This window comes from Paractinoplanes deccanensis, from assembly GCF_016862115.1.
In the GTDB taxonomy this organism is placed as follows: domain Bacteria; phylum Actinomycetota; class Actinomycetes; order Mycobacteriales; family Micromonosporaceae; genus Actinoplanes; species Actinoplanes deccanensis.
The window spans coordinates 15,630-35,625 of sequence record NZ_BOMI01000070.1; the positions used below are offsets into that span (position 1 = coordinate 15,630).

20 protein-coding genes are annotated in these 19,996 nt (G+C 72.6%); 10 read left to right on the forward strand and 10 right to left on the reverse strand.

Going from position 1 to position 19,996, the window contains the following annotated elements; all coding sequences use genetic code 11:
• Position 1: 1 nt before the first annotated feature.
• Positions 2-1,195, reverse strand: a complete 1,194-nt coding sequence (locus Ade02nite_RS18730) for an MFS transporter (RefSeq protein ID WP_203764815.1) — start codon at positions 1,193-1,195, stop codon at positions 2-4.
• A gap of 207 nt (positions 1,196-1,402) precedes the next feature.
• The gene (locus Ade02nite_RS18735) at positions 1,403-1,783 is read right to left on the reverse strand and encodes a hypothetical protein (RefSeq protein WP_203764817.1); all 381 of its coding nucleotides are present in this window, start codon (positions 1,781-1,783) and stop codon (positions 1,403-1,405) included.
• 130 nt (positions 1,784-1,913) lie between these two features.
• Between Ade02nite_RS18735 and Ade02nite_RS18740 the strand changes: the two genes are divergently transcribed.
• Positions 1,914-4,454: an ATP-dependent Clp protease ATP-binding subunit gene (locus Ade02nite_RS18740; protein WP_203764820.1), complete on the forward strand. Its 2,541-nt coding sequence runs from the start codon at positions 1,914-1,916 to the stop codon at positions 4,452-4,454.
• Between the two features lie 45 nt (positions 4,455-4,499).
• On the opposite strand, the gene Ade02nite_RS18745 is transcribed toward Ade02nite_RS18740, so the two are convergent.
• Both Ade02nite_RS18745 and Ade02nite_RS18750 read right to left on the reverse strand, forming a co-directional pair.
• Complete coding sequence (locus Ade02nite_RS18745; RefSeq protein ID WP_203764823.1) at positions 4,500-5,489, reverse strand: LysR family transcriptional regulator; 990 nt, start codon at positions 5,487-5,489, stop codon at positions 4,500-4,502.
• Between the two features lie 100 nt (positions 5,490-5,589).
• Positions 5,590-6,177 carry a hemerythrin domain-containing protein gene (locus tag Ade02nite_RS18750; protein WP_307871220.1) on the reverse strand — a complete coding sequence of 196 codons (588 nt, stop codon included), beginning with the start codon at positions 6,175-6,177 and terminating at the stop codon, positions 5,590-5,592.
• A gap of 78 nt (positions 6,178-6,255) precedes the next feature.
• Here Ade02nite_RS18750 and Ade02nite_RS18755 point away from each other — a divergent pair, with 78 nt between their 5' ends.
• Together Ade02nite_RS18755 and Ade02nite_RS18760 are read left to right on the forward strand one after the other, a co-directional pair.
• Positions 6,256-7,563 carry a M20/M25/M40 family metallo-hydrolase gene (locus Ade02nite_RS18755; protein ID WP_203764825.1) on the forward strand — a complete coding sequence of 436 codons (1,308 nt, stop codon included), beginning with the start codon at positions 6,256-6,258 and terminating at the stop codon, positions 7,561-7,563.
• A 21-nt stretch (positions 7,564-7,584) separates the two neighbouring features.
• Complete coding sequence (locus tag Ade02nite_RS18760; protein ID WP_203764827.1) at positions 7,585-8,259, forward strand: hypothetical protein; 675 nt, start codon at positions 7,585-7,587, stop codon at positions 8,257-8,259.
• A gap of 46 nt (positions 8,260-8,305) precedes the next feature.
• On the opposite strand, the gene Ade02nite_RS18765 is transcribed toward Ade02nite_RS18760, so the two are convergent.
• The 5 genes from Ade02nite_RS18765 to Ade02nite_RS18785 form a co-directional block, all read right to left on the reverse strand.
• On the reverse strand, positions 8,306-8,497 hold the full coding sequence (locus Ade02nite_RS18765; protein ID WP_203764829.1) for a DUF5703 family protein: 192 nt from the start codon (positions 8,495-8,497) through the stop codon (positions 8,306-8,308).
• A gap of 5 nt (positions 8,498-8,502) precedes the next feature.
• Complete coding sequence (locus Ade02nite_RS18770; protein ID WP_203764831.1) at positions 8,503-9,564, reverse strand: hypothetical protein; 1,062 nt, start codon at positions 9,562-9,564, stop codon at positions 8,503-8,505.
• A 61-nt stretch (positions 9,565-9,625) separates the two neighbouring features.
• A complete protein-coding gene (locus Ade02nite_RS18775) occupies positions 9,626-10,282 on the reverse strand; it encodes a response regulator transcription factor (protein WP_203764833.1) in 657 nt (218 codons plus the stop codon).
• Positions 10,275-11,396, reverse strand: a complete 1,122-nt coding sequence (locus Ade02nite_RS18780; protein ID WP_239168869.1) for a sensor histidine kinase — start codon at positions 11,394-11,396, stop codon at positions 10,275-10,277. Before Ade02nite_RS18780 ends, Ade02nite_RS18775 begins: the two co-directional genes overlap by 8 nt.
• 81 nt (positions 11,397-11,477) lie before the next feature.
• Complete coding sequence (locus Ade02nite_RS18785; protein ID WP_203764845.1) at positions 11,478-12,473, reverse strand: aldo/keto reductase; 996 nt, start codon at positions 12,471-12,473, stop codon at positions 11,478-11,480.
• Positions 12,474-12,602: 129 nt separating this feature from the next.
• Between Ade02nite_RS18785 and Ade02nite_RS18790 the strand changes: the two genes are divergently transcribed.
• The 7 genes from Ade02nite_RS18790 to Ade02nite_RS18820 all read left to right on the forward strand — a co-directional run bounded on the left by Ade02nite_RS18790 (position 12,603) and on the right by Ade02nite_RS18820 (position 18,733).
• Positions 12,603-13,655 carry an LLM class F420-dependent oxidoreductase gene (locus Ade02nite_RS18790; protein ID WP_203764859.1) on the forward strand — a complete coding sequence of 351 codons (1,053 nt, stop codon included), beginning with the start codon at positions 12,603-12,605 and terminating at the stop codon, positions 13,653-13,655.
• Complete coding sequence (locus Ade02nite_RS18795; protein ID WP_203764862.1) at positions 13,655-14,356, forward strand: histidine phosphatase family protein; 702 nt, start codon at positions 13,655-13,657, stop codon at positions 14,354-14,356. Before Ade02nite_RS18790 ends, Ade02nite_RS18795 begins: the two co-directional genes overlap by 1 nt.
• 109 nt (positions 14,357-14,465) lie before the next feature.
• Positions 14,466-15,059, forward strand: coding sequence for a DUF3090 domain-containing protein (locus tag Ade02nite_RS18800; RefSeq protein WP_203764870.1), 594 nt, complete (start codon positions 14,466-14,468; stop codon positions 15,057-15,059).
• The gene (locus Ade02nite_RS18805; protein ID WP_379036344.1) at positions 15,056-15,871 is read left to right on the forward strand and encodes an SCO1664 family protein; all 816 of its coding nucleotides are present in this window, start codon (positions 15,056-15,058) and stop codon (positions 15,869-15,871) included. The genes Ade02nite_RS18800 and Ade02nite_RS18805 overlap by 4 nt, the downstream gene beginning before the upstream one ends.
• Positions 15,872-15,923: 52 nt before the next feature.
• Positions 15,924-17,165, forward strand: coding sequence for a cysteine--1-D-myo-inosityl 2-amino-2-deoxy-alpha-D-glucopyranoside ligase (gene mshC / locus Ade02nite_RS18810; protein ID WP_203764873.1), 1,242 nt, complete (start codon positions 15,924-15,926; stop codon positions 17,163-17,165).
• Between the two features lie 425 nt (positions 17,166-17,590).
• Positions 17,591-17,896 (forward strand): hypothetical protein, encoded by a 306-nt coding sequence (locus tag Ade02nite_RS18815; protein WP_203764876.1) that lies wholly within the window; start codon positions 17,591-17,593, stop codon positions 17,894-17,896.
• Positions 17,897-18,328: 432 nt separating this feature from the next.
• Complete coding sequence (locus tag Ade02nite_RS18820; protein ID WP_203764878.1) at positions 18,329-18,733, forward strand: helix-turn-helix transcriptional regulator; 405 nt, start codon at positions 18,329-18,331, stop codon at positions 18,731-18,733.
• 217 nt (positions 18,734-18,950) lie between these two features.
• On the opposite strand, the gene Ade02nite_RS18825 is transcribed toward Ade02nite_RS18820, so the two are convergent.
• On the reverse strand, positions 18,951-19,742 hold the full coding sequence (locus Ade02nite_RS18825) for a GntR family transcriptional regulator (RefSeq protein WP_203764891.1): 792 nt from the start codon (positions 19,740-19,742) through the stop codon (positions 18,951-18,953).
• Between the last annotated feature and the right edge of the window lie 254 nt (positions 19,743-19,996).

Genomic DNA, 19,996 nt, shown 5'->3' on the forward strand with positions numbered 1-19,996 from the left:
GTCAGCCGCCGCCCGCCCGCCGTGGCGCGCCGGAGCGGCGCACCACGAGGACCATGGCCGCGACCGCGAGAGCGGCGGCCACCGGCGCGAAGGCGAACCCCGGCCGGACGCCGGTGTCCGTGAGCGGGCCCGCGACGGCCGCGCCGCCGGCGCTCCCCACGCTGAACGCGGTCATGATCCAGGCGAACGCCTCGACGGCGGTGCCCTCGGGGGCCAGCCGGTCGGCCGTCAGGAAGACGGCGGTCAGCATCGGCGGCAACATGAGGCCGCTGACCGCCAGCAGGATCGCCATCCGCACCGGCCCCGGCGCGATGACCAGCGGCAGGTAGCCCAGCGCGAACCACGAGGCCAGCAACGGCAGCCGGCGAGGGCCGCCCGGCGTCGCCCGCGTATAGAGAAGGCCACCGATCAGCGCCCCGCCCGCCTGAGCGGCCAGCAGCCAGCCGGAGAGGGACCGGTCGCCCAGCCCTTCGGCGTAGCCGGTCAGCACCACCGGGATGCTGCCCACGGCGGCTCCCGCGCAGGCCGTCCCCGCGACCATGACGGCCAGACGGCGCTCCCGCAGCGGCCCGAGCCAGTGCCGGCGGGCGGGCCGGCCGCGCCACCGCCGGACCGCGGGGACCCGCACAAAGGCGACGACGCCCGCGAGCTGGAGCGCCGCGGCGGTGAGGAGGCCGGCGGAGGGCCCGCCGATCGCCACGGCGGCGAGCGTGACCAGTGGTCCGGCCACGAAGATGACCTCTTGGAGGGCCACGTCGAGGGCGTACGCGGCGTGCACGGCCGACGGCGGCACCAGGTCGGGCCAGAGGGCCCGCAGGCACGCCTCCAACGGCGGTGTCCCCAGGCCGGCCAGGGCAGCGCCGGTGACCAGCAGCCCGGTGCGGCCGTCGCTGAACGCCGCGAGCAGGTAACCCACCGCGGAGACGACGGCCGAGCCGTACAGGACAGGGGGTTGCCGCCGGCGGTCGACGGCGCGGGCGAGGGCCGGCGCGCCCACTGCCATCCCGGCGGTGAGCACGGCGACCAGCGCCCCGGCGACGGCGAGGCTGACCGATTCGCGGGCGAACAGCAGCAGGGCCAGCGGCGCGGCGCCCAGCGGCAGGCGCCCGATCTGGCTGGCGGTGAGGATCAGAGGAACGTAGGGCTGGCGCAGCACGGCACGAGCGCCGGCGCGCGTCTCCGCGGGTGTGGACATGCGAGTGACTCCGGGGGTACGGCGGACAGCCGTGCCGGGAGCGGGACGCCGGCGACGGCGAGGAGGCGATCAGGAAGCGCGGGGAGCCGGCCGGGGCGCGAGGTCGCGGCGCTCGTGATCGTTGCCGTACAACGGGAGTGGGGGAGTGATCCAGGTCCCAGCGGGAGCCCAGAAACGGGCTACGGACCGTGGGATCATCGTCACACCCTAGCGCCTCGGGACGCTCGACGGGCCCCTCACCTCGGCGCCGAGTTGTGTCACTCGGTCGCGCAGACCGCGGTCGGCCGTCACGACCACGACGCGCCTGGCGGTGGCGGCGCCGCGTACCAGATCGACGATCTTGTCGTCGCCGGAGCCGGTGGCGGGCTCGACCCGCACGCCGCCCTCGGCTTGCGGGGTCTCGCGGGCCTTACCCTCCACGACCAGCGTGACCTCGACGGGGCCGGGGAGATCCGGCAGGCCGGCGCCGATGACCGGAGTCAATGCGTCGCGCAGCCGCAGGGCCGCGCCGGCGCGGTCGCGCCACCATCCGTCGGGCACCGAGCCGACGACGTTGGCCCCGTCGACGATCACCAGAGGTACGGTCATGAAGTTGAGCCTACCCGAGTCAACTTTCTTCGAGGATCGGGAATCAATCGATCCGGCACGGCGCTGATAGGGGTCGTGCAAGGTGGGTAAGGGCCCCCGGCACAACGGCTACGGAGAAGAGAGAAGACGTATGAGCATCGGACCGATCGGACCGGGTGGGCCCGGCCAGTGGGACGACTTCTTCGCGCGCTTCTTCGGCGCGGCGGACCCGCGCCGTTCGCAGCGCATCGACATCACCAAGTACATGAGCGGCGACGCCCGTGAGGTTCTCTCCGCGGCGGCCCGCCGCGCGGCCGAGCTGGCCGACCCGGACCGCACGATCGCCGATCTCGACACGGATCACCTGCTCTGGGCGACCCTGCAGCTCGAGCCGATGAAGCAGACCGTGCGCCGCGCCGGCGCCGACCCCGAGGCGCTGCTCTCCGCGCTGGGCCGCCCGGCCGGGGTGAGCGAGGAGCTGCCCACGCAGGTCCAGCTGACCCCCGCCGCGAAGCGGGCGCTGCTCGACAGCCTCCAGATCTCGCGCGCGCTCGGCTCCTCCTACGTCGGTCCCGAGCACATCCTGATGGCGCTGGGCCTCAACCCCGACTCGGCGGCCGGCCGGCTGCTGGGCGGCAAGCTCGACCCGCAGGCGCTCCAGCAGTCCGCCGAGCAGCCCCAGGGCACCCCGCGCGCGAGCACGCAGCGCGGCGGCAGCGGCGGCAACGCGAACACCCCCACGCTCGAGCAGTTCGGCGTCGACCTGACCGAGCTGGCCCGGCGCGGCGAGATCGACCCGGTCATCGGCCGCGCCAGCGAGATCGAGCAGGCCGTCGAGATCCTGTCGCGGCGCACCAAGAACAACCCCGTGCTCATCGGTGAGGCCGGCGTCGGCAAGACCGCGATCGTGGAGGGCCTGGCCCAGCGCATCGTGGACGGCGACGTGCCGCTGACCCTGGAGAACAAGCGGGTCATCCAGCTCGACCTGGCCGGCCTGGTGGCGGGCACCCGCTACCGCGGCGACTTCGAGGAGCGCCTGCGCAAGGTCATCGACGAGATCCGCGACTCCGGCGACCAGCTGATCGTCTTCCTCGACGAGATCCACACGCTGGTCGGCGCCGGTGGCGGCGGTGGCGACGGCGGCGGCATGGACGCCTCCAACATGCTCAAGCCGGCCCTGGCCCGCGGCCAGCTGCGGGTGGTGGGCGCGACCACGCTCGACGAGTACCGCAAGTACATCGAGAAGGACGCGGCCCTCGCGCGGCGCTTCCAGCCGGTGCTGGTGGGCGAGCCGAGCGTCGAGGACACCGTCTCGATCCTGCGCGGCCTGCGCGACAACTACGAGGCGCACCACCAGGTGCGGATCACCGACGAGGCCCTGCAGGCCGCGGCGGAGCTGTCCGACCGCTACATCACCGACCGGTTCCTGCCGGACAAGGCGATCGACCTGATCGACCAGGCCGGCGCGCGCGTGCGGCTGCGGGTCAAGACCCCCGACGCCGACGTGCGGGAGAAGGAGCGCCGCCTCGAGCAGCTCTCCCGCGACCGTGACCAGGCGGTGGCGGCGGAGAACTACGAGAAGGCGTCCCAGCTGCGCGACGAGATCAACTCCCTCAAGGAGCAGATCGCCACGGCCGGGGTCTCCGCGGACGGCGTGCCGCAGGTGACCGACGCCGACATCGCCGACGTGGTGTCGCGGGCCACCGGCATCCCGGTCTCGCAGCTGACCGAGGAGGAGAAGGAGCGCCTGCTGCGCCTCGAGGGACACCTGCACGAGCGGGTCGTCGGCCAGGACGACGCGGTCGCGGCCGTCGCCGAGGCGGTCCGCCGCTCGCGCGCCGGACTCGGTGACCCGGACCGCCCGGTGGGCAGCTTCCTGTTCCTGGGCCCGACCGGTGTCGGCAAGACCGAGCTGGCCCGCTCGCTGGCCGAGGCGCTGTTCGGCGAGTCCGACCGGATGATCCGGCTCGACATGAGCGAGTTCCAGGAGCGGCACACGGTGTCGCGCCTGGTCGGCGCCCCTCCCGGCTACGTCGGCTACGACGAGGCCGGCCAGCTGACCGAGGCGGTCCGCCGCCGCCCGTACAGCGTCGTGCTGCTGGACGAGATCGAGAAGGCCCACCCCGACGTCTTCAACATCCTGCTCCAGGTGCTCGACGACGGCCGGCTGACCGACAGCCAGGGCCGCACGGTGAGCTTCAAGAACACCGTGCTGATCATGACGAGCAACCTCGGCTCCGACATCATCAGCGGCACCCGGCGCAGCGTCGGCTTCGGCGCGGGCGACCCGGGCGCGGCCGACGAGGAGCTGCGCGACCGGCTCGACCGGCGGCTCAAGGAGCAGCTGCGGCCCGAGTTCATCAACCGGATCGATGAGATCATCATCTTCCGGCAGCTCGAGCAGGAGCAGGTCCGCCAGATCACCGAGCTGATGCTCGACGAGACGCGGCGCCGCCTGCACGCGCAGGACATCGGCCTGGAGATCACCACCGCGGCGATCGACTGGCTGGCGGACAAGGGCTTCCAGCCCGAGTTCGGCGCCCGCCCGCTGCGCCGGGTCATCCAGCGCGAGCTGGACAACCGGCTGTCCAGGATGCTGCTCGGCGCCGACCTGGCGCCCGGCCAGACGGTCGAGGTGGACGCCGCCGACGGGAAGCTGACCTTCTCGGCTCCGGCGCCCGCGAACGCCTGATCGCTTGACGGTAACGGCCCGGCCTCACCAGAGGCCGGGCCGTTGTCATCTGCCGCCGAGCTGCGCGAGGCCGTCGAAGACGCCGAGATGGGGATAGTCCGTCCGCCAGTCCAGGTAGGCGGGGTTGCGCGCGGCCACCTCGACGTACGCGTCCTGGGCCATCTCGATCAGCTTGGGCGCGCTGAGCGCCGCCGGCGAGTCGGGATGCCAGCCGATCACGTACCGCCAGCGCAGCGGGGCCCCGCGCAGCGGCCGGTGCGCGAGCCCGGCGGGCGCCCGGAACGTCGGCTGGCACAGCCCGAGCGCCGAGCCCGCCTCGACCATGTCGACGCAGCCGCGGATGTCGCTCTCGAGCACCCGGCGCGGGGTGAAGCCCGCCCGCGCGCACGCCGCCGCGAAGCAGTCGCCGAAGCAGCCGTCGCCGGTGCCCGCGACCCACTGCTCGTTCGCGAGCTCGGCGAGGTCGACGTCGGTGCCCTTGGCGTTGGGGTGGTCCTCGGGCATCAGCACGCAGACCGCGTCCACCGCGATCGTCTGCCAGACCAGGCCGTAGTCGGCCGACGGGATCGCGTCGCCGCAGACGCCGACCTGGCAGTAGTCGAGCTTGCCGGCGATCACCATGTTGGCCAGCTCGTCGACGTAGTAGGACGCGTACGTGGTGATCTGGGCCTCCGGCTCCGCCATGGAGAGCCGGTGGACCATGCCGCCCAGGATCGGGCCGCCGATCGCCCCGAACCGGTAGCGGCTCATCCGGCCGTCGCCGGTCGCGCCGGCCAGCCGGGCCGCCTCGTCCTGCAGGCCCTTCATGGCCGGCAGGAGCACTCGTGCGCGGGCGAGGACCAGTTCGCCGAGCGCGGTGGGGCGCGCGCCCCGGCGGTCGCGCTCGAAGAGCGGGCCGCCGAGGGTTCGTTCGATGCGCTGCAGCTGCGCGGTCAGCGCGGGCTGGGCCAGGCCCAGTTGCGATGCCGCCTTGGTCACGCTGCCGGTCTCCGCGATGGCGCAGACCACCTTGAGATGCCGCAGCTCCAGGTTCATAGCGTGACGTTAGGGCCACAGAGACATCGATGGCTAGCCCTATGAGCCGCTGAAAGATCCCCCACTTGTGACAAATGGGTTAACGAATCCGGCGTTTTCCCTACAAATCCTTGGAGTACGTGGTGCGGCGAGTGACGACATCGCGCAATTTGTCCACCACGGCGACGGCCGGATCGACCACCTTGTTCCACGGCGGGGTCGACGGCGTGGCCGGATGCGGGCGGGTCGGCGCGGCCTCGGCGGCCGTCTCGAACCGGTTGCCGACCCGGATCAGGTCCTCGACCGGCACCATCTGCACGAGCACCGGAAGAAGCTCCTCGGCGTCCGCGTCGACATGCCGGCGCACCGCGGCGGCGACGTCGGCGGCGTGCTCGGCGCTGCGCGATCGTTGCAATTGTTGCAGCGTCACCAGCAGCGCCTGGTCCTCGGCCAGCTCGCGGTCGGCGAGCTCCTCGCCGCCGGGCACGGCCTTGCGGATCGCGGGGTAGAGATACTGCTCCTCGCAGCTCAGGTGCCGCGACAGCGTGGCGATCACCACGTCCGTGATCTTGCGGTCGCCCGGGTGTGCCAGCATGCGGTCGCAGAGTCTCAGCAGCTCGCGGTGCTGCTGCGCGACGATGTCGACGACGTTGCGGCCGGTGGTCTCGCCACCCACCGGCGGAAGCGGGGGAAGATTCAGCGATGTCACGGCGCGCCCTATACCCGAAGTGGCGCGGCACACAAACCCCCACGGGCCGTGGTAACAAACGGCTGGTAGGAATAGCGGATGAAGACCACCGCCGTCGAGGAGGTCAGCGGCATCTGCCGTGACCTGCTGCGCATCGACACCACGAACACCGGCGACCCGCGTACCACCGTCGGCGAGCGCGTCGCCGCCGAGTACGTCGCCGAGAAGCTCGGCGAGGTGGGCATCGAGGCCGAGATCCACGAGTCCGCCCCGCGCCGGGCCAACCTGTTCGCCCGCATCCCGGGCGCCGACCGCAGCCGCGGTGCGCTGATGCTGCACGGGCACCTCGACGTCGTTCCCGCCGACGCGAGCGAGTGGTCGGTCGACCCGTTCTCCGGCGAGGAGAAGGACGGCTACCTGTGGGGCCGCGGCGCGATCGACATGAAGGACTTCGACGCGATGATGCTCGCGGTGGTCCGCGAGTGGCAGCGCACCGGCTACGTGCCGCCGCGCGACATCGTGCTGATGTACACGGCCGACGAGGAAGCCGGCATGGAGTACGGCTCGCAGTGGCTCGTGCAGAACCACCGCGACGCGTTCGAGGGCGTCACCGAGGCGGTCGGCGAGGTCGGCGGCTACTCGTTCACCGTCAACGACGACCTGCGCCTCTATCTCGTGCAGACCGCCGAGAAGGGCCTCGACTGGCTGCGCCTGCACGCCACCGGGCGGCCGGGGCACGGCTCCTTCGTGCACGACGACAACGCCATCACCACCCTGGCCGAGGCGGTCGCGCGGGTCGGCCGGCACCGCTTCCCGGTCGAGCTCACCCCGACCGTGCGCACCTTCCTCGAGCAGGTCAGCGACGCGCTGCAGATCGACCTCGACCCGGAGAAGCCCGAGCTGACCATCGCCAAGCTCGGCCCGATCGCCAGGATCATCGGGGCGACGGTGCGCAACACGGCCAACCCGACGCGCCTGGAGGCGGGCTACAAGGACAACGTGATCCCCGGCCGGGCGTCGGCCACCATCGACTGCCGCACCCTGCCCGGGCACGCCGACAGCTTCCTGGCCGAGCTGCGCGAGCTGATCGGCCCCGGCGTCGAGATCGAGCACGTCTCGCAGCAGACGGCGGTCGAGACCGAGTTCGACGGCGAGCTCGTCGACGCGATGGGCGAGGCGCTGCGGGCCGAGGACCCGGGGGCGCGCACGATCCCGTACATGATGTCCGGCGGCACCGACGCCAAGGCGTTCTCCACCCTCGGCATCCGCTGCTTCGGCTTCGCCCCGCTGAAGCTCCCCGCTGACCTGGCCTTCAGCTCCTTGTTCCACGGCATTGACGAGCGGGTCCCGGTCGAGGGACTAGAGTTCGGCGTGCGTGTGCTCGACCGACTCCTCCGAAACAGCTGACCCGGGAAGGACCCACCTCACATGACCGACCAGAACGCGGAGCTCGACGCTGCCCTCGAGCGCGTCGTGGAGGCCGCCCGGGCGCACCTCGCGGCGGTCAAGGCGGCCGAGGGCCGCATGGACGACGACGACGTCTGGCAGGCGTACGTCAACCTCAACAACACCTCCTTCGCGTACGACGAGAAGATGCTCGAGGCGTACGGCGAGGTGACGCCCTGGGACGTCGAGTCGATCGACCCGGACGAGGCCGACCAGCGCTTCGGCCTCGGCGTCGACGGCTTCGACCCGGCCGAGTCCACCGACCCGTACCCGCAGGTCATCTCCGTGCGCCAGCGCCGCGACTACCGCGTGCCGAGCATCTCGGCGCTGCTGCGGCGCGCCGAGGTGGCCCGGCGCAGCGCGGTGCCCGAGGACGAGGACCCGGGCGCTGTCGAGACGGTCGGCGAGGCCGTGCTCGAGCTGCTCCAGGCGGGCGACGGGTCGCTGTCGTCGCTGGACGTGCCCGAGCTGGAGCCGCTCGACGGCCTGCTGACCGTGAGCGAGATCTCCGAGCCGCTCGACCTGGAGGCGTTCGAGGACTCCGACGGCGACGGCCCGTTCGCCCCGAAGCCCGGTGACCTGCTGGTGGGCCGCCTCGACGAGCACCCTTACCTGCCGGACGAGGAAGAGGACCACGCCGGTCACCACCACCACTGAAGTTGTCCTACTGAGAAGGGCCCGTCCGCGAGCGGACGGGCCCTTCTCAGTAGCTCAGCCCCGGCTGCGGGGTGGGCTGCACACGGCGGCGGAGCATCACCTTGCGGGTGCCGTCCCGGAAGAGCTGGACGCGGGCCAGCTCCCATCCCGAGAACTCCGCCTGAATGGCGAGCTGCGCCGCCGCGGTCAACCTGTCGACATTTGATGGCAACCGCAGCGGCGCGTATTCGTAGTCCATGCGATCTAATATGCTCCCGCCGCCCGCGCGGGCACCAGCCCCGGAGCCCGGCATTCCTGGCAGGCCGGGCGGCGCCGCAGGTGATATCCGAGCGTCGCGGCGCCCAGCGCCAGGCTCCAGAACGGCCAGGTCGCCATGGGGGCGGCCGCCAGGCCGTTGCCGGTGATCATCTCCAGCCCCTCCGGGTCGGCGAAGAACGCCACCGAGGCCGACATCACAAAGATCGACACCAGGGTCGCCGGCACGGTGGCCATCCTGATCGGCACCCGCCGGCCGGCCAGGCCGACCATCCAGCGCGGGAACACCTCGCCCCACCGCTGGGTGAGGCCCAGCGTGAGGATCGCGCCGGCGGCCGCGAAGCCGCCCAGGCCGAGCGCGCCCCAGACCGCCCCGTTCTCGCGCATCTCGTCGAGGAAGTCCGGGGAGATGCCGAGCGGGATGCCGGCCGCCCAGGCGAGCCGCACGACGGCGTAGAAGAGCGGGATCGCCGCGGCGATGTACGTGGCCCACCGGCCCCAGCGCGCCGCCGACTCCGCCGACGTCCAGCTCGCGCCGCCCGGGCGCCGGCCGCAGTCCTCGCACGCCCCCGCGGTGCGGAACTGCCAGCGCAGCGCGGCCCGGGCCAGCAGCAGCCCGCCGGCGACCGCGAACACCTGGTTGGCCAGCGTCCAGGTGAAGATCTCGGAGTAGTCGACCGGCGGGAAGCCGAACGGGAACCCGATGATCAGGATGGGCGCATAGCCGGTGAGCACCAGGAGCCGCATGTCTGGCACGACGACCAGCAGGCCCGCCACGAGCAGCCACACGTAGCCGAGCAGCGCGAACCGTGCCCAGCGCGGCGGCCGGGACGTGTCGGCCATGATCAGCAGGGCGACCGCGCCGGTCAGCAGCAGGGCGGCGAACAGCGGAGCGCCGGTGTCCGGGCCGAGCCGCGCCAGCACGGCGGTCTGCTCGTCCTGATGGCCCGGGCCGAAGGGGAAGCCGCGGCCGGTGAGCGTCCAGACCAGCGCGACCGTGCCGTACAGGGCGGCCCATCCGGCCGCCACTTTCTGAGCTGCGTTCGTCATGCCTCGACGATCGCCGTCGCGCGAGCCCGGCGGATCCCTGCGGCGGGTGAGGCGCCTCCCCCTAGAGAGGGATGAACCCCGAGCGGTACGCGACGACGACCGCCTGCGTGCGATCGCGCACCCCGAGCTTGCCGAGCAGGCTTCCGACGTGCGTCTTGACCGTCTCGACGCCGAGGAACAACCGCCCGGCGATCTCGGCGTTGGACAGGCCCTCAGCCATCAGCGCCAGCACCTCGGCCTCCCGCTCGGTGAGCCGGGCGCCGGGCAGCCCCGCGGCGCGCGCCGGCTGGTAGGCCGCGGCGAGCCGGCGCACCGCCGAGGGGAACAGCAGCGAGTCGCCGCGGGCCACCACCCGCACCGCCTCGGCTATCTGGGCGGGCCGCGAGCGCTTGAGCAGGAAACCGTCGGCGCCCGCGCGCAGCGCCTCGTACACGTACTCGTCGTTCTCGAAGGTCGTCACCACGAGCACGCGCGGCTGGGGGTCGAGGTCGCGCTCGCGCAGCAGCCGGGTCGCCTGGATGCCGTCGAGGCGTGGCATGCGCACGTCCATCAGGACCACGTGCGGCCGCGACCGCACCGCCAGCGGGACCACCTCGGCGCCGTCGCCGGCCTCACCCACCACCGTCAGGCCGTCCTCGGCGCCCAGGATCGCGCGCAGGCCGGCACGCACCAGCTCGTCGTCGTCCACGATCAGCACGCGCAGCGGCTCGTCAGTCATGGCGTCCTCCCGGCAGGGGCAGGCGCGCCACGACCTGCCACGTCCCGTCGCGCGGCCCGGCGGTCAGCTCCCCGCCGAGCAGCCGCACGCGCTCGCGCATCCCGTCGAGGCCCCGGCCGCCCGTCGCGGCAGCCTCGTCGCCCACGGCGTTGCGCACCTCGATGACCACCTCGTCGCCGGCCGTGATGCGCAACGTCGCGCGGCCGGTCCCGTGCTTGGCGGCGTTCGTGAGGGCCTCCTGCACGATCCGGTAGGCCTCGCGGGAGACGGGGGCGGGCAGCGTCCCGGCGGTGACGGTCGCGTCCACGTCGCCGGTGAGCAGCCGGTCGAGGTCGGCGAGCGTCGGCGCGGGACGCCGGGGCTCGTCCGTGTCGCCGGCGCGCAGCACCCCGAGGACGGCGTCCAGCTCCTCCAGCGCGTCGCGTCCCCGCTCCTCGATCGTGCCCAGCGCCCGGCGGGCGAACTCCGGGTCGCGGTCGAAGACCGTGCGGGCCGCGCCCGCCTGCAGCGTCACGGCGGTCAGCGCGTGGCCGACCGAGTCGTGCAGCTCGCGGGCGAGCCGGTTGCGCTCGGCCAGCCGCCGCTCGCGGGCCTCCAGGGCGGCCAGCCGCTCGGCGGGCGCGGGGCCGAGCAGCACCGGCGCCATGGTGGCGGCGAGCGTGCCGAGGCCGGCGACGGCATAGACCGTGCCGAGCAGCAGCACGACGCCGGCCGCCGTCCAGCCCCACCGGTCGGCCGGCCCGAGCGGGCCCACCTCGGTGCCGGTCAGCGCGCCGTCGGTGATGCCCAGCCGCTCGGCGAAGGTGATCAGCGAGAGCGGCACCGCGATGCCCACCGCGGCGGCGACCAGCGCCCCGGAGACCAGGTGAAGGCCGAACCACACCGCGGCGCGCAGGCGCGTCTCGAGAGCGAGCCGGCCCGGCACCGGCTCGGGCAGGTCGACGCCGAGCAGCGCGCGGACCGCCGAGATCTCCAGCTGGCGGGTGCCGCCGAGGAAGGGCGGCACGAGGGCGACGGTGACCGCCACGAGCGCCGTGGTCACCACGCCGGCCAGGTTGTCGCCCGGGTCGGCGAGCGCCTGCCCGATCAGGCCGGTCAGCAGCGCGTACGGCAACAGGACGACCGCCCCGAGCAGCAGGAAGACGCCGCGCCGATAGGTGCCGGCGCTGAGCAGGGGCCGCAGGGCGCCGACCGGTCAGCCCTCGCCGTCCGGGTAGCCGACCCCTTCGCGCTCCGGGTAGCCCACGTCGATCGCGGAGACGTCGTCGAGCGCCACGGCGATCTCGGCGGGCAGGGTCAGTTCCTCGCTCAGCAGCGCGCCCTGGAGCTGCCCGGCCGTGCGCGCACCGAGGATCGGCGCGGCCACGCCCGGCCGGTCGCGCAGCCAGGCCAGCGCCACCTCGACGGGGGAGACGCCCAGCCCGGCCGCGGCCGTGACGACCGCCTGCACGATGCTGGAGCTGCGCGGCTCGAGATAGGTCTGCACGAACGGCGCGAGATGCTCGGTGGCGGCGCGCGAGTCGAGCGGGCGGCCGTTGCGGTACTTGCCGGTGAGCACGCCGCGGCCCAGCGGCGACCAGGCCAGCACGCCGAAGCCGAGCGCCGCGGCGGCGGGCAGCAGCTCGCGCTCGATGCCGCGCTCCAGCAGCGAATACTCCATCTGGGACGCCACGATCGGCGCGCGCCCGGGATAGGCGGCCTGCCAGGTGGCGGCGCGCGCGGTCTGCCACGCCGCGAAGTTGGAGACGCCCACGTACCGGACCCGGCCGCTGTCGACCGCGTGGTCCAGGGCGGACAGTGTCTCCTCGAGCGGGGTCATCGGGTCGTAGCCGTGCACCTGCCACAGGTCGACGTAGTCGGTGCCGAGCCGGCGCAGCGACGCGTCGAGCGAGCGCAACAGGTTGCCGCGCGAGCCGTCGCGGCGGCGGAACCCGCGCGGGGTCAGGCCCGCCTTGGTGGCGATCACCACCTCGTCGCGGGGGACCAGGTGGTCGAGCAGCGACCCGATCACCGCCTCGGCGTCGCCGTCGCCGTACACGTCGGCGGTGTCCAGCAGCGTGCCGCCGGCCTCGAGAAAGAGCTTGAGCTGCGCGGCCGCGTCGTCGGGGTCGGTGTCCCGGCCCCAGGTCATGGTGCCGAGAGCGAGCCGCGAGACCGCCAGCCCGCTTCGGCCGAGCGGTCGCTGTTGCATGAGTGAACCTTATTCAGACAGTCTCCCTAGGGAAATGCTGACGCCCAGGTCGAACGGGTCGGTTACCCGACCGAGATCACCCAGGGTGCTTCAGTAGGCTGCGAACAGCGAAAACGGGAGGGAGCGCACGTGCGTCTCGGACTGAGCCTCGGCTATCAGGCGGCGTGGACCACGCCGCAGGACCACCTGGCGATGGCGCAGGAGGCAGACCGGCTCGGCTACGCCGTGGCCTGGTCCGCCGAGGCGTACGGATCCGACACGGTGAGCATGCTCGCGTGGATCGCCGGTCAGACCCAGCAGATCGACCTCGGCGCCGCGGTGATGCAGATCCCCGCCCGCACCCCGGCGATGACCGCGATGACCGCCGCCACCATCGACACGCTCTCCGGCGGCCGCTTCCGGCTCGGCCTCGGCGTCTCCGGCCCGCAGGTGTCCGAGGGGTGGCACGGCGTGCGGTTCGGCAAGCCGCTCGCCCGGACCCGCGAATACGTCGAGATCGTCAAGATGGCGATCGCCCGGCAGCCGGTGTCGTACCAGGGCGAGCACTACACGCTGCCCCTGCCCGACGGGCCGGGCAAGGCGCTGCGGCTCGGCTTCCACCCGCCGCGCGAGGCCATCCCGATCTACCTGGCCGCCGTCGGCCCCAAGAACCTCGAGCTCGCCGGCGAGATCGCCGACGGCTGGCTCGCCATCTTCTTCGCGCCCGACGCCGCCGGGGAGTACCTCCAGCACATCGAGCGGGGCCGCGCCAAGAAGGGCCTCGGCCTGACCGGCTTCGACGTGGCGCCGACCGTGCCCGTGGTCCTCGGCGACAACGTGGCCTGGTGCGCCGACGTCGTCCGGCCGTACGCGTCGCTCTACGTCGGCGGCATGGGCAGCCGCGAGCAGAACTTCTACAACCAGCTCGCCGTGCGCATGGGCTACGCCGACGAGGCCGCCAAGGTGCAGGACCTCTACCTGAGCGGCAAGAAGGCGGAGGCCGCCGAGGCGGTGCCGCAGGAGTTCATCGAGCGCACCTCCATCCTCGGCAACAAGATCCAGGTCAAGGAGCGGATCAGGCAGTACGCGGCCGCGGGCGTGGGCACGCTGTCGATCAGCCCGTACGTGGGCGACCTCAAGAGCGGCATCGACACGCTGCGGATCGTCGCCGAGGCGTACGAAGAGTCCGGCGTGGCCGAGTAGTGGCCACCGTCCTGCTGCTCCGCCACGGGCGCACGACCGCCAACGCCACCGGCGAGCTGGCCGGCCGGCGCCCGGTGGAGCTCGACGACACCGGCCGCGGCCAGGCCCGGCGCGCCGGCGAGCGGCTGAGCGCGCTGCCGCTCGCCGCGGTGGTCACCAGCCCGCTGATCCGCTGCCGCAGCACGGTCGAGCTCGCCCTGCCCGGCGTCACGCCGGTCGTCGACGAGGACCTGACCGAGTGCGGCTACGGCGACTGGGAGGGCCGCCCGCTCAAGGAGCTCGCCAAGGAGGACCTGTGGCCGGTGGTGCAGCAGCACCCCAGCGCGGCGGTCTTCCCCAACGGCGAGGCCATGGCGGCGATGTCGGCGCGCGCGGTCGCGGCGGTGCGGCGCTGGGACGCCCGGATCACCGCCGAGCACGGCCCCGAGGCGCTCTGGCTGGCGTGCAGCCACGGTGACGTGATCAAGGCCATCGTGGCGGACGCGCTGGGCCTTCATCTCGACCAGTTCCAGCGGATCGTGGCCGACCCGGCGTCGGTCAGCGTTATCCGCTACACGCCCACGCGGCCGTTCGTGGTGCGCGTGAACGACACGTCCGACCTCGCTTCCCTCGTACCGCCGCAGAAGTCCGCGACGGACGCCGAGGAGCCCGCCGCCCAGTCGGACGCGGCCGTCGGAGGCGGTGCCGGAGCGGGCGTGTGAGAACGCAGTGTGACGGGCGTGTCACCGCTGGCTGGTGAGCGTTGCGCCGTGGGCGAACCCGGCCCCTCGGGAGGAGCGAGGGCGGGGGAGGGTGGATAGGGTTGGTGCTATGACCCACCAGGTGCACTCCTTCGAGCCGCCCGAGCGGTTCGTGGCCGGGACGGTGGGCGAGCCCGGCGACCGGACGTTCTTCCTCCAGGCCCGCGGCGGCGGCCGGGTGATCAGCGTCGCGCTGGAGAAGGTCCAGGTCTCGCTCCTCGCCGAGAAGCTCGAGGAACTGCTCGTCGAGGCCAACAAGCGCTTCGGCGTCTCGCTGCCCGAGGCGCCCCTGCTCGCCGTGCACGACAACGAGCCGCTCGACACCCCGGTCGACGAGGAGTTCCGCGTCGGCACGCTGGGGCTCGCCTTCGACGTCGACACGAGCACCGTGGTCATCGAGGCCATCGAGGCGGGTGAGGCCGAGGTCGAGATCGAGCTCGGCGGCGACCCCGACGACGAGGACGATGAGGACGAGGACGAGGACGACGAGCCCGACGACGACCTCGACCGGCTCCGCGTGCGGCTCACCCCCGAGGCGACCCGCGCGTTCATCGACCGGGCGCGCCGTGTCGTCGCCGCCGGCCGTCCGCCGTGCCCGCTCTGCGGCCAGCCGCTCGACCCCGCCGGTCACCTCTGCCCCCGGCACAACGGCTACCACCGGTGACGGCGGAGCCCGCGGCGGCGCTCGCCGAGAGTGACGCCCTCGAGCTGCTCGCCCACGGCGAGATGGAGATCGAGGGCCGGCTCGTCGACGCGTCCAACACCACGCTGCGGGCCGAGATCACGCTCAACGGGCTGACCAGGCGCTGCGTCTACAAGCCGGTGCGCGGCGAGAAGCCGCTGTGGGACTTCCCCGACGGCACGCTCGCCGGCCGCGAGGTCTCCGCCTACCTGGTCTCCCGCGCCACGGGCTGGGACGTGGTGCCGCCGACGATCCTGCGCGACGGCCCGCTCGGCCCGGGCGCCCTCCAGCTCTGGATCGACGAGCCCGCGACGGCCGAGGCGCTGATCGGCTTCGTGCCCGCCTACGACGTGCCCGAGGGCTGGATAGCGGTGGCCAACGCCCGCGACGAGGACGGCGACGCGTACGCGTTGGCGCACGCCGACGACCCGCGGCTGGCCCGGCTCGCCGTCTTCGACGCGGTGATCAACAACGCCGACCGCAAGGGCGGCCACGTGCTCTACCCGGCCACCGGCTCGGTGCACGGCGTCGACCACGGCGTCTCGTTCCACGTCGAGAACAAGCTGCGCACCGTGCTGTGGGGCTGGACGGGCAAGCCGCTGGCCGATGAGGCCGTCGCCGTGCTGCCCGAGCTGATCGCCCGGCTCGACGGCGAGCTCGGCGAGGCGCTGGAGGAGCACCTCACCATCTCGGAGGTGCAGCACGTGCGCCTGCGGGCCAAGCGGCTCCTGCGCGCCGGGCGCTTCCCCCAGCCGCCGCAGGACTGGCCCGCCATCCCCTGGCCGCCCGTGTAGTAGGTCACGGTCGCGCGCGTTTGTTCCTACCAGCTGGATAGGCTTCTCAACCATGGACGCTTGGACCGGGCACGATGTGCCGACCCTGCCCGGCTCGGCGCAGACGCCGCGCCTGTTCGACACGGCCCGCGGCTCGATCGAGCCGTCGAAGGTCACCGGCCGGGCCGCGACCATGTACGTCTGCGGCATCACGCCCTACGACGCGACCCACCTCGGCCACGCGGCCACGATGATCACGTTCGACCTGGTCAACCGGCTCTGGCGCGACAACGGCCACGACGTGCGCTACGTGCAGAACGTGACCGACATCGACGACCCGCTGCTCGAGCGCGCCGAGCGCGACGGCGAGGACTGGATCGTGCTGGGCATGCGCGAGACCGCCCTGTTCCGCGAGGACATGGAGGCCCTGCGCATCATCCCGCCGGCACACTACGTGGGCGCCGTCGAGTCCATCCCGTCGATCGTCGCGCACGTCGCGGAGCTGCTGGCCTCGGGCGCGGCCTACACGCTCGGCGACGGCACCGGCGACGTCTACTTCGACATCAATGCCGCCCCGCGCTTCGGCTACGAGTCCGGCCTGTCCCGCGACGAGATGACCGTCCTGTCCCGCGAGCGCGGCGGCGACCCCGACCGCGCCGGCAAGCGCGACCCGCTCGACCCGCTGCTGTGGCGCGGAGCCCGCGACGGCGAGCCCGCCTGGGACGGCGGCGACCTGGGCCCCGGCCGCCCCGGCTGGCACATCGAGTGCAGCACCATCGCGCTCAACCTGCTCGGCGACACCATCGACGTCCAGGGCGGCGGCAGCGACCTGGTCTACCCCCACCACGAGTGCTCGGCCGCCCACGCCGAGACCCTGACGGGCAAGGCCCCGTTCGCGTCCCACTACGTCCACGCCGGCATGATCGGCCTGGAGGGCGAGAAGATGTCGAAGTCCAAGGGCAACCTGGTCTTCGTCTCCCGCCTCCGAGGCGACGGCGTCGACCCGATGGCGGTCCGCCTGGGCCTGCTGTCGGGCCACTACCGCACCGACCGCGAGTGGACCGACGAGGTCCTCAAGGCCGGCGAGGACCGCCTGGCCCGCTGGCGCGCGGCCGCGGCGGCTCCGGCGGGCCCGTCGGGCGAGGGCCTGCTGGCGGCAGTACGGGAAGCGCTGGCCAACGACCTGGACGCCCCCGCGGCCCTGGCGATCGTCGACGCGTGGGCCGAGGCCGCCCTCTCCGCCACCGGCGACGACGACCAGGCGCCCGCCCTGATGTCCCGCACCGTCGACGCGTTGCTCGGCGTCCGCCTCTGACCGACCGGCCGGCGCCGTGCTCGGCGTCCGCCTCTGGCCGACCGGCCGGCGCCGTGCTCGGCGTCCGTGGTGCGCCCGTGTGGTGGGCGCTTGGCTCGGTGCCGTCTCTGGTCGCGCCGATGACGCCCTACTCGGTGGCCGCGTCTGATCGGGCTGTCGACGTCCTGCTCCGGGTGGGTCTCAGACCGATTTTCTCGGCGTGTCGCGTTTTGGGGCGCTCTGAGCCCTCCAGGCTGCGGCCGCGAGCGCTCAGAGCCCGTCAGGCCGTGGGGCGCCCCGCGAGGACTTTAAACCGTGATCTTGGGTTACTGGGCGGTTTGAGGATTTTCTACGCGCTTGGTCGGACTTATCCGAAATAAGCCACATTTCGGCTGCGAAAGGGCAAGACTTTCGGAGGTCAAACAACCGTCCGAAAGGAAATTCCAATGCGTCGTCCGGTCATGTACGTTGCGGGCCTCCTGCTGGCTGCCGGTGCGAGCCTCGCGTTCGCCGGCCAGGCTTCCGCCGCCCCGTCGCACGACAGCCACGCGGCCACCGTTGCCCACAACCCCTACGGCGACGACAACGACGTCGACTTCGACTACGACTTCCGTTCCATGAACTACGACCTGGACTACCGCCTGAACCAGGAGGACAACGACGAGTACACCCAGGTGAGCCTGCTCAACCTGCTCAGCCCGAACGGCGAGCGCAACCAGGGCCTCGGCATCCTGACCGGCGGCATCGGCTGACACCAGCCAACCGGCTCACCGGCGAACCTTCGCCGTTGACTTTGACCCGGGGCGCCCGTGAGGGCACCCCGGGTCGCTGCTTTTCCCGGGCCATTCGGCTCGACCCCGTCCCGGCCGCGCTCCCTCCGGTCTTCACGCCGTCCGGCCGCGGCTCTCCGGTCCACTCCGTCCTGACGGCGCTTCTCCGCGTCTTCTGCATGCGGTAGCGCCTCTCTTGGGCCCTCTGGTTGCGGCCGGCCATCTGTGCTGCCACGCCTCTCTGCGGTCCTCTCGTTGCGGTCGCCGCTCTCAGGGACCTCGCGTTTCGGAGGTGCCTGAGAGCCGCCCCGATCCAGGTCCCCGCCTCTCCGGGCCATCCCGCGCCGGATCGAGTTCCGACGAGGCCCATCCCGCACCGAGCGTCTGAGGCACTGTCCCGCGTACTGGTGCACTATGGGCGCCGCCCTGACGTACACCCTTGTGGACGCTTTCGCCGACGTGCCGGCGCTGCGGGGGCCGTGGGTGCTCTTGTTCGGTCTGCTCGCCTGGTGCGCGGCGCAGACTATGCGGCTGGAGCGCAACCGGCTTCGTGTGCTGCGCGCCGAGCGCAAATGGACACAGGAGACACTCGCGGAAAGGTGGGCGTCCCCCGTCAGACCATCAACTCGATCGAGACGGGGGAAGTTCGACCCGAGTCTGCTCGTCGCCTTCGGCTTGGCGGAGGTCTTCGGCTGCCGCATCGAGGATGTCTTCACCCCGACCCCGTTCGAGATCCTGACGCTCCGCAACACCGACGGCCAGAAGCCGCTCCGTCCAAGACAGAAGACGCCGACGCCTATGGCAGCGCCCGCTCCGTGACGCTCCGTCCGCGATCGAAACAGAGTCCCCACACCGTCTTCAGGGCACCGATCGGCGGGTCCGGATGGTCAACGCCAGAGCGAGGCCCCATCGGCTGCGCCAGGCGAGGCTGGAGCGGCTACGCCAGAGCGAGGCCCCATCGGCTGCGCCAGGCGAGGCTGGAGCGGCTACGGCAGAGCGAGGCCTGAGCGGCTGCTCCAGGGCGAGGCCCCATCGGCTACGCCAGGGCGAGTCCCGGATCGGGGTCGGGTTCCGGTGCCGGCGCGGGAATGCGGTATTCCTCGGTGAGGGTGGTCATCGGGCCCGGCCACGTCGCCTGGGCGACCTCGATGGGCTTGCGGGACTCGTCGAAGGCCACGTGCAGCAGGTGCAGCACCGGCGTGTCGGGGCGGATCTGGAGGATCTCGGCCTCGTCGCGGCTCGGCTGGCGGGCGGTGATCGTGTCGGTGGCGGAGGCGTACCGCTTGTTGAGCTCCTCCTCGGCCTCCTGGTAGAGCGGGCGGCCGAAGGCCTCGGGGCGCTCCAAGGTTGTGCCGCTCGTGTCGGTCACCCGGAACCAGGAGGCTCCTAGCTCGACGGTGGCGTCGTCGGTCTTGACGATGTGGCGGCGCACCAGCATCTCGGTGCCGTCGCGCACGCCGAAAGCGTCGGCCACCTCCGGCGGGGCGGGCTCGCGGCCGACGCTGACCAGCTGCTGGCGATAGCGGGCGGCCAGGTCGGCGTGGTAGCCGCGGTGGGCGCCGTAGCGGCCGCGGGACAGGCGGTTCAGGCGGCGGCGGGTGCCGCGGACGTACGTACCGGATCCGGGTTTGGTGATGAGGATGCCCTCGACGCGCAGCTGGTCGACGGTGCGCTGCACGGTCTGCTTCGCGACGCCGAACATCTCGGCCATGGCGGGGATCGACGGCAGCCGCTCGCCGGGCTGCCAGTCGCCGCGCCGGATGCGTTCGCGCAGCTGAGCCGCGATCTGCCGATGGGGGAACTCGGCCGCGCCGGGGTTGATCGTCATACGACCCTCCTAGACCCTAGGTTCCTAGGATGCCGTACGGGGTGAGCGCCACGCGGCAGCGACACGCCGACAGGAGTGCCGCCGTGCGGAAGCGACAATCCGTCACACGGCGCCGCTGAGGGGGCCGCTGTCACACGGCACTGCTGAGGGCCGCCGTCGCACAGCGCTACCGAGAGGGCCGCCTTCACATTGCGCTATTGAGAGGGCCGCCTTCACATTGCGCTATTGAGAGGGCCGCCTTCACACTGCGCCAC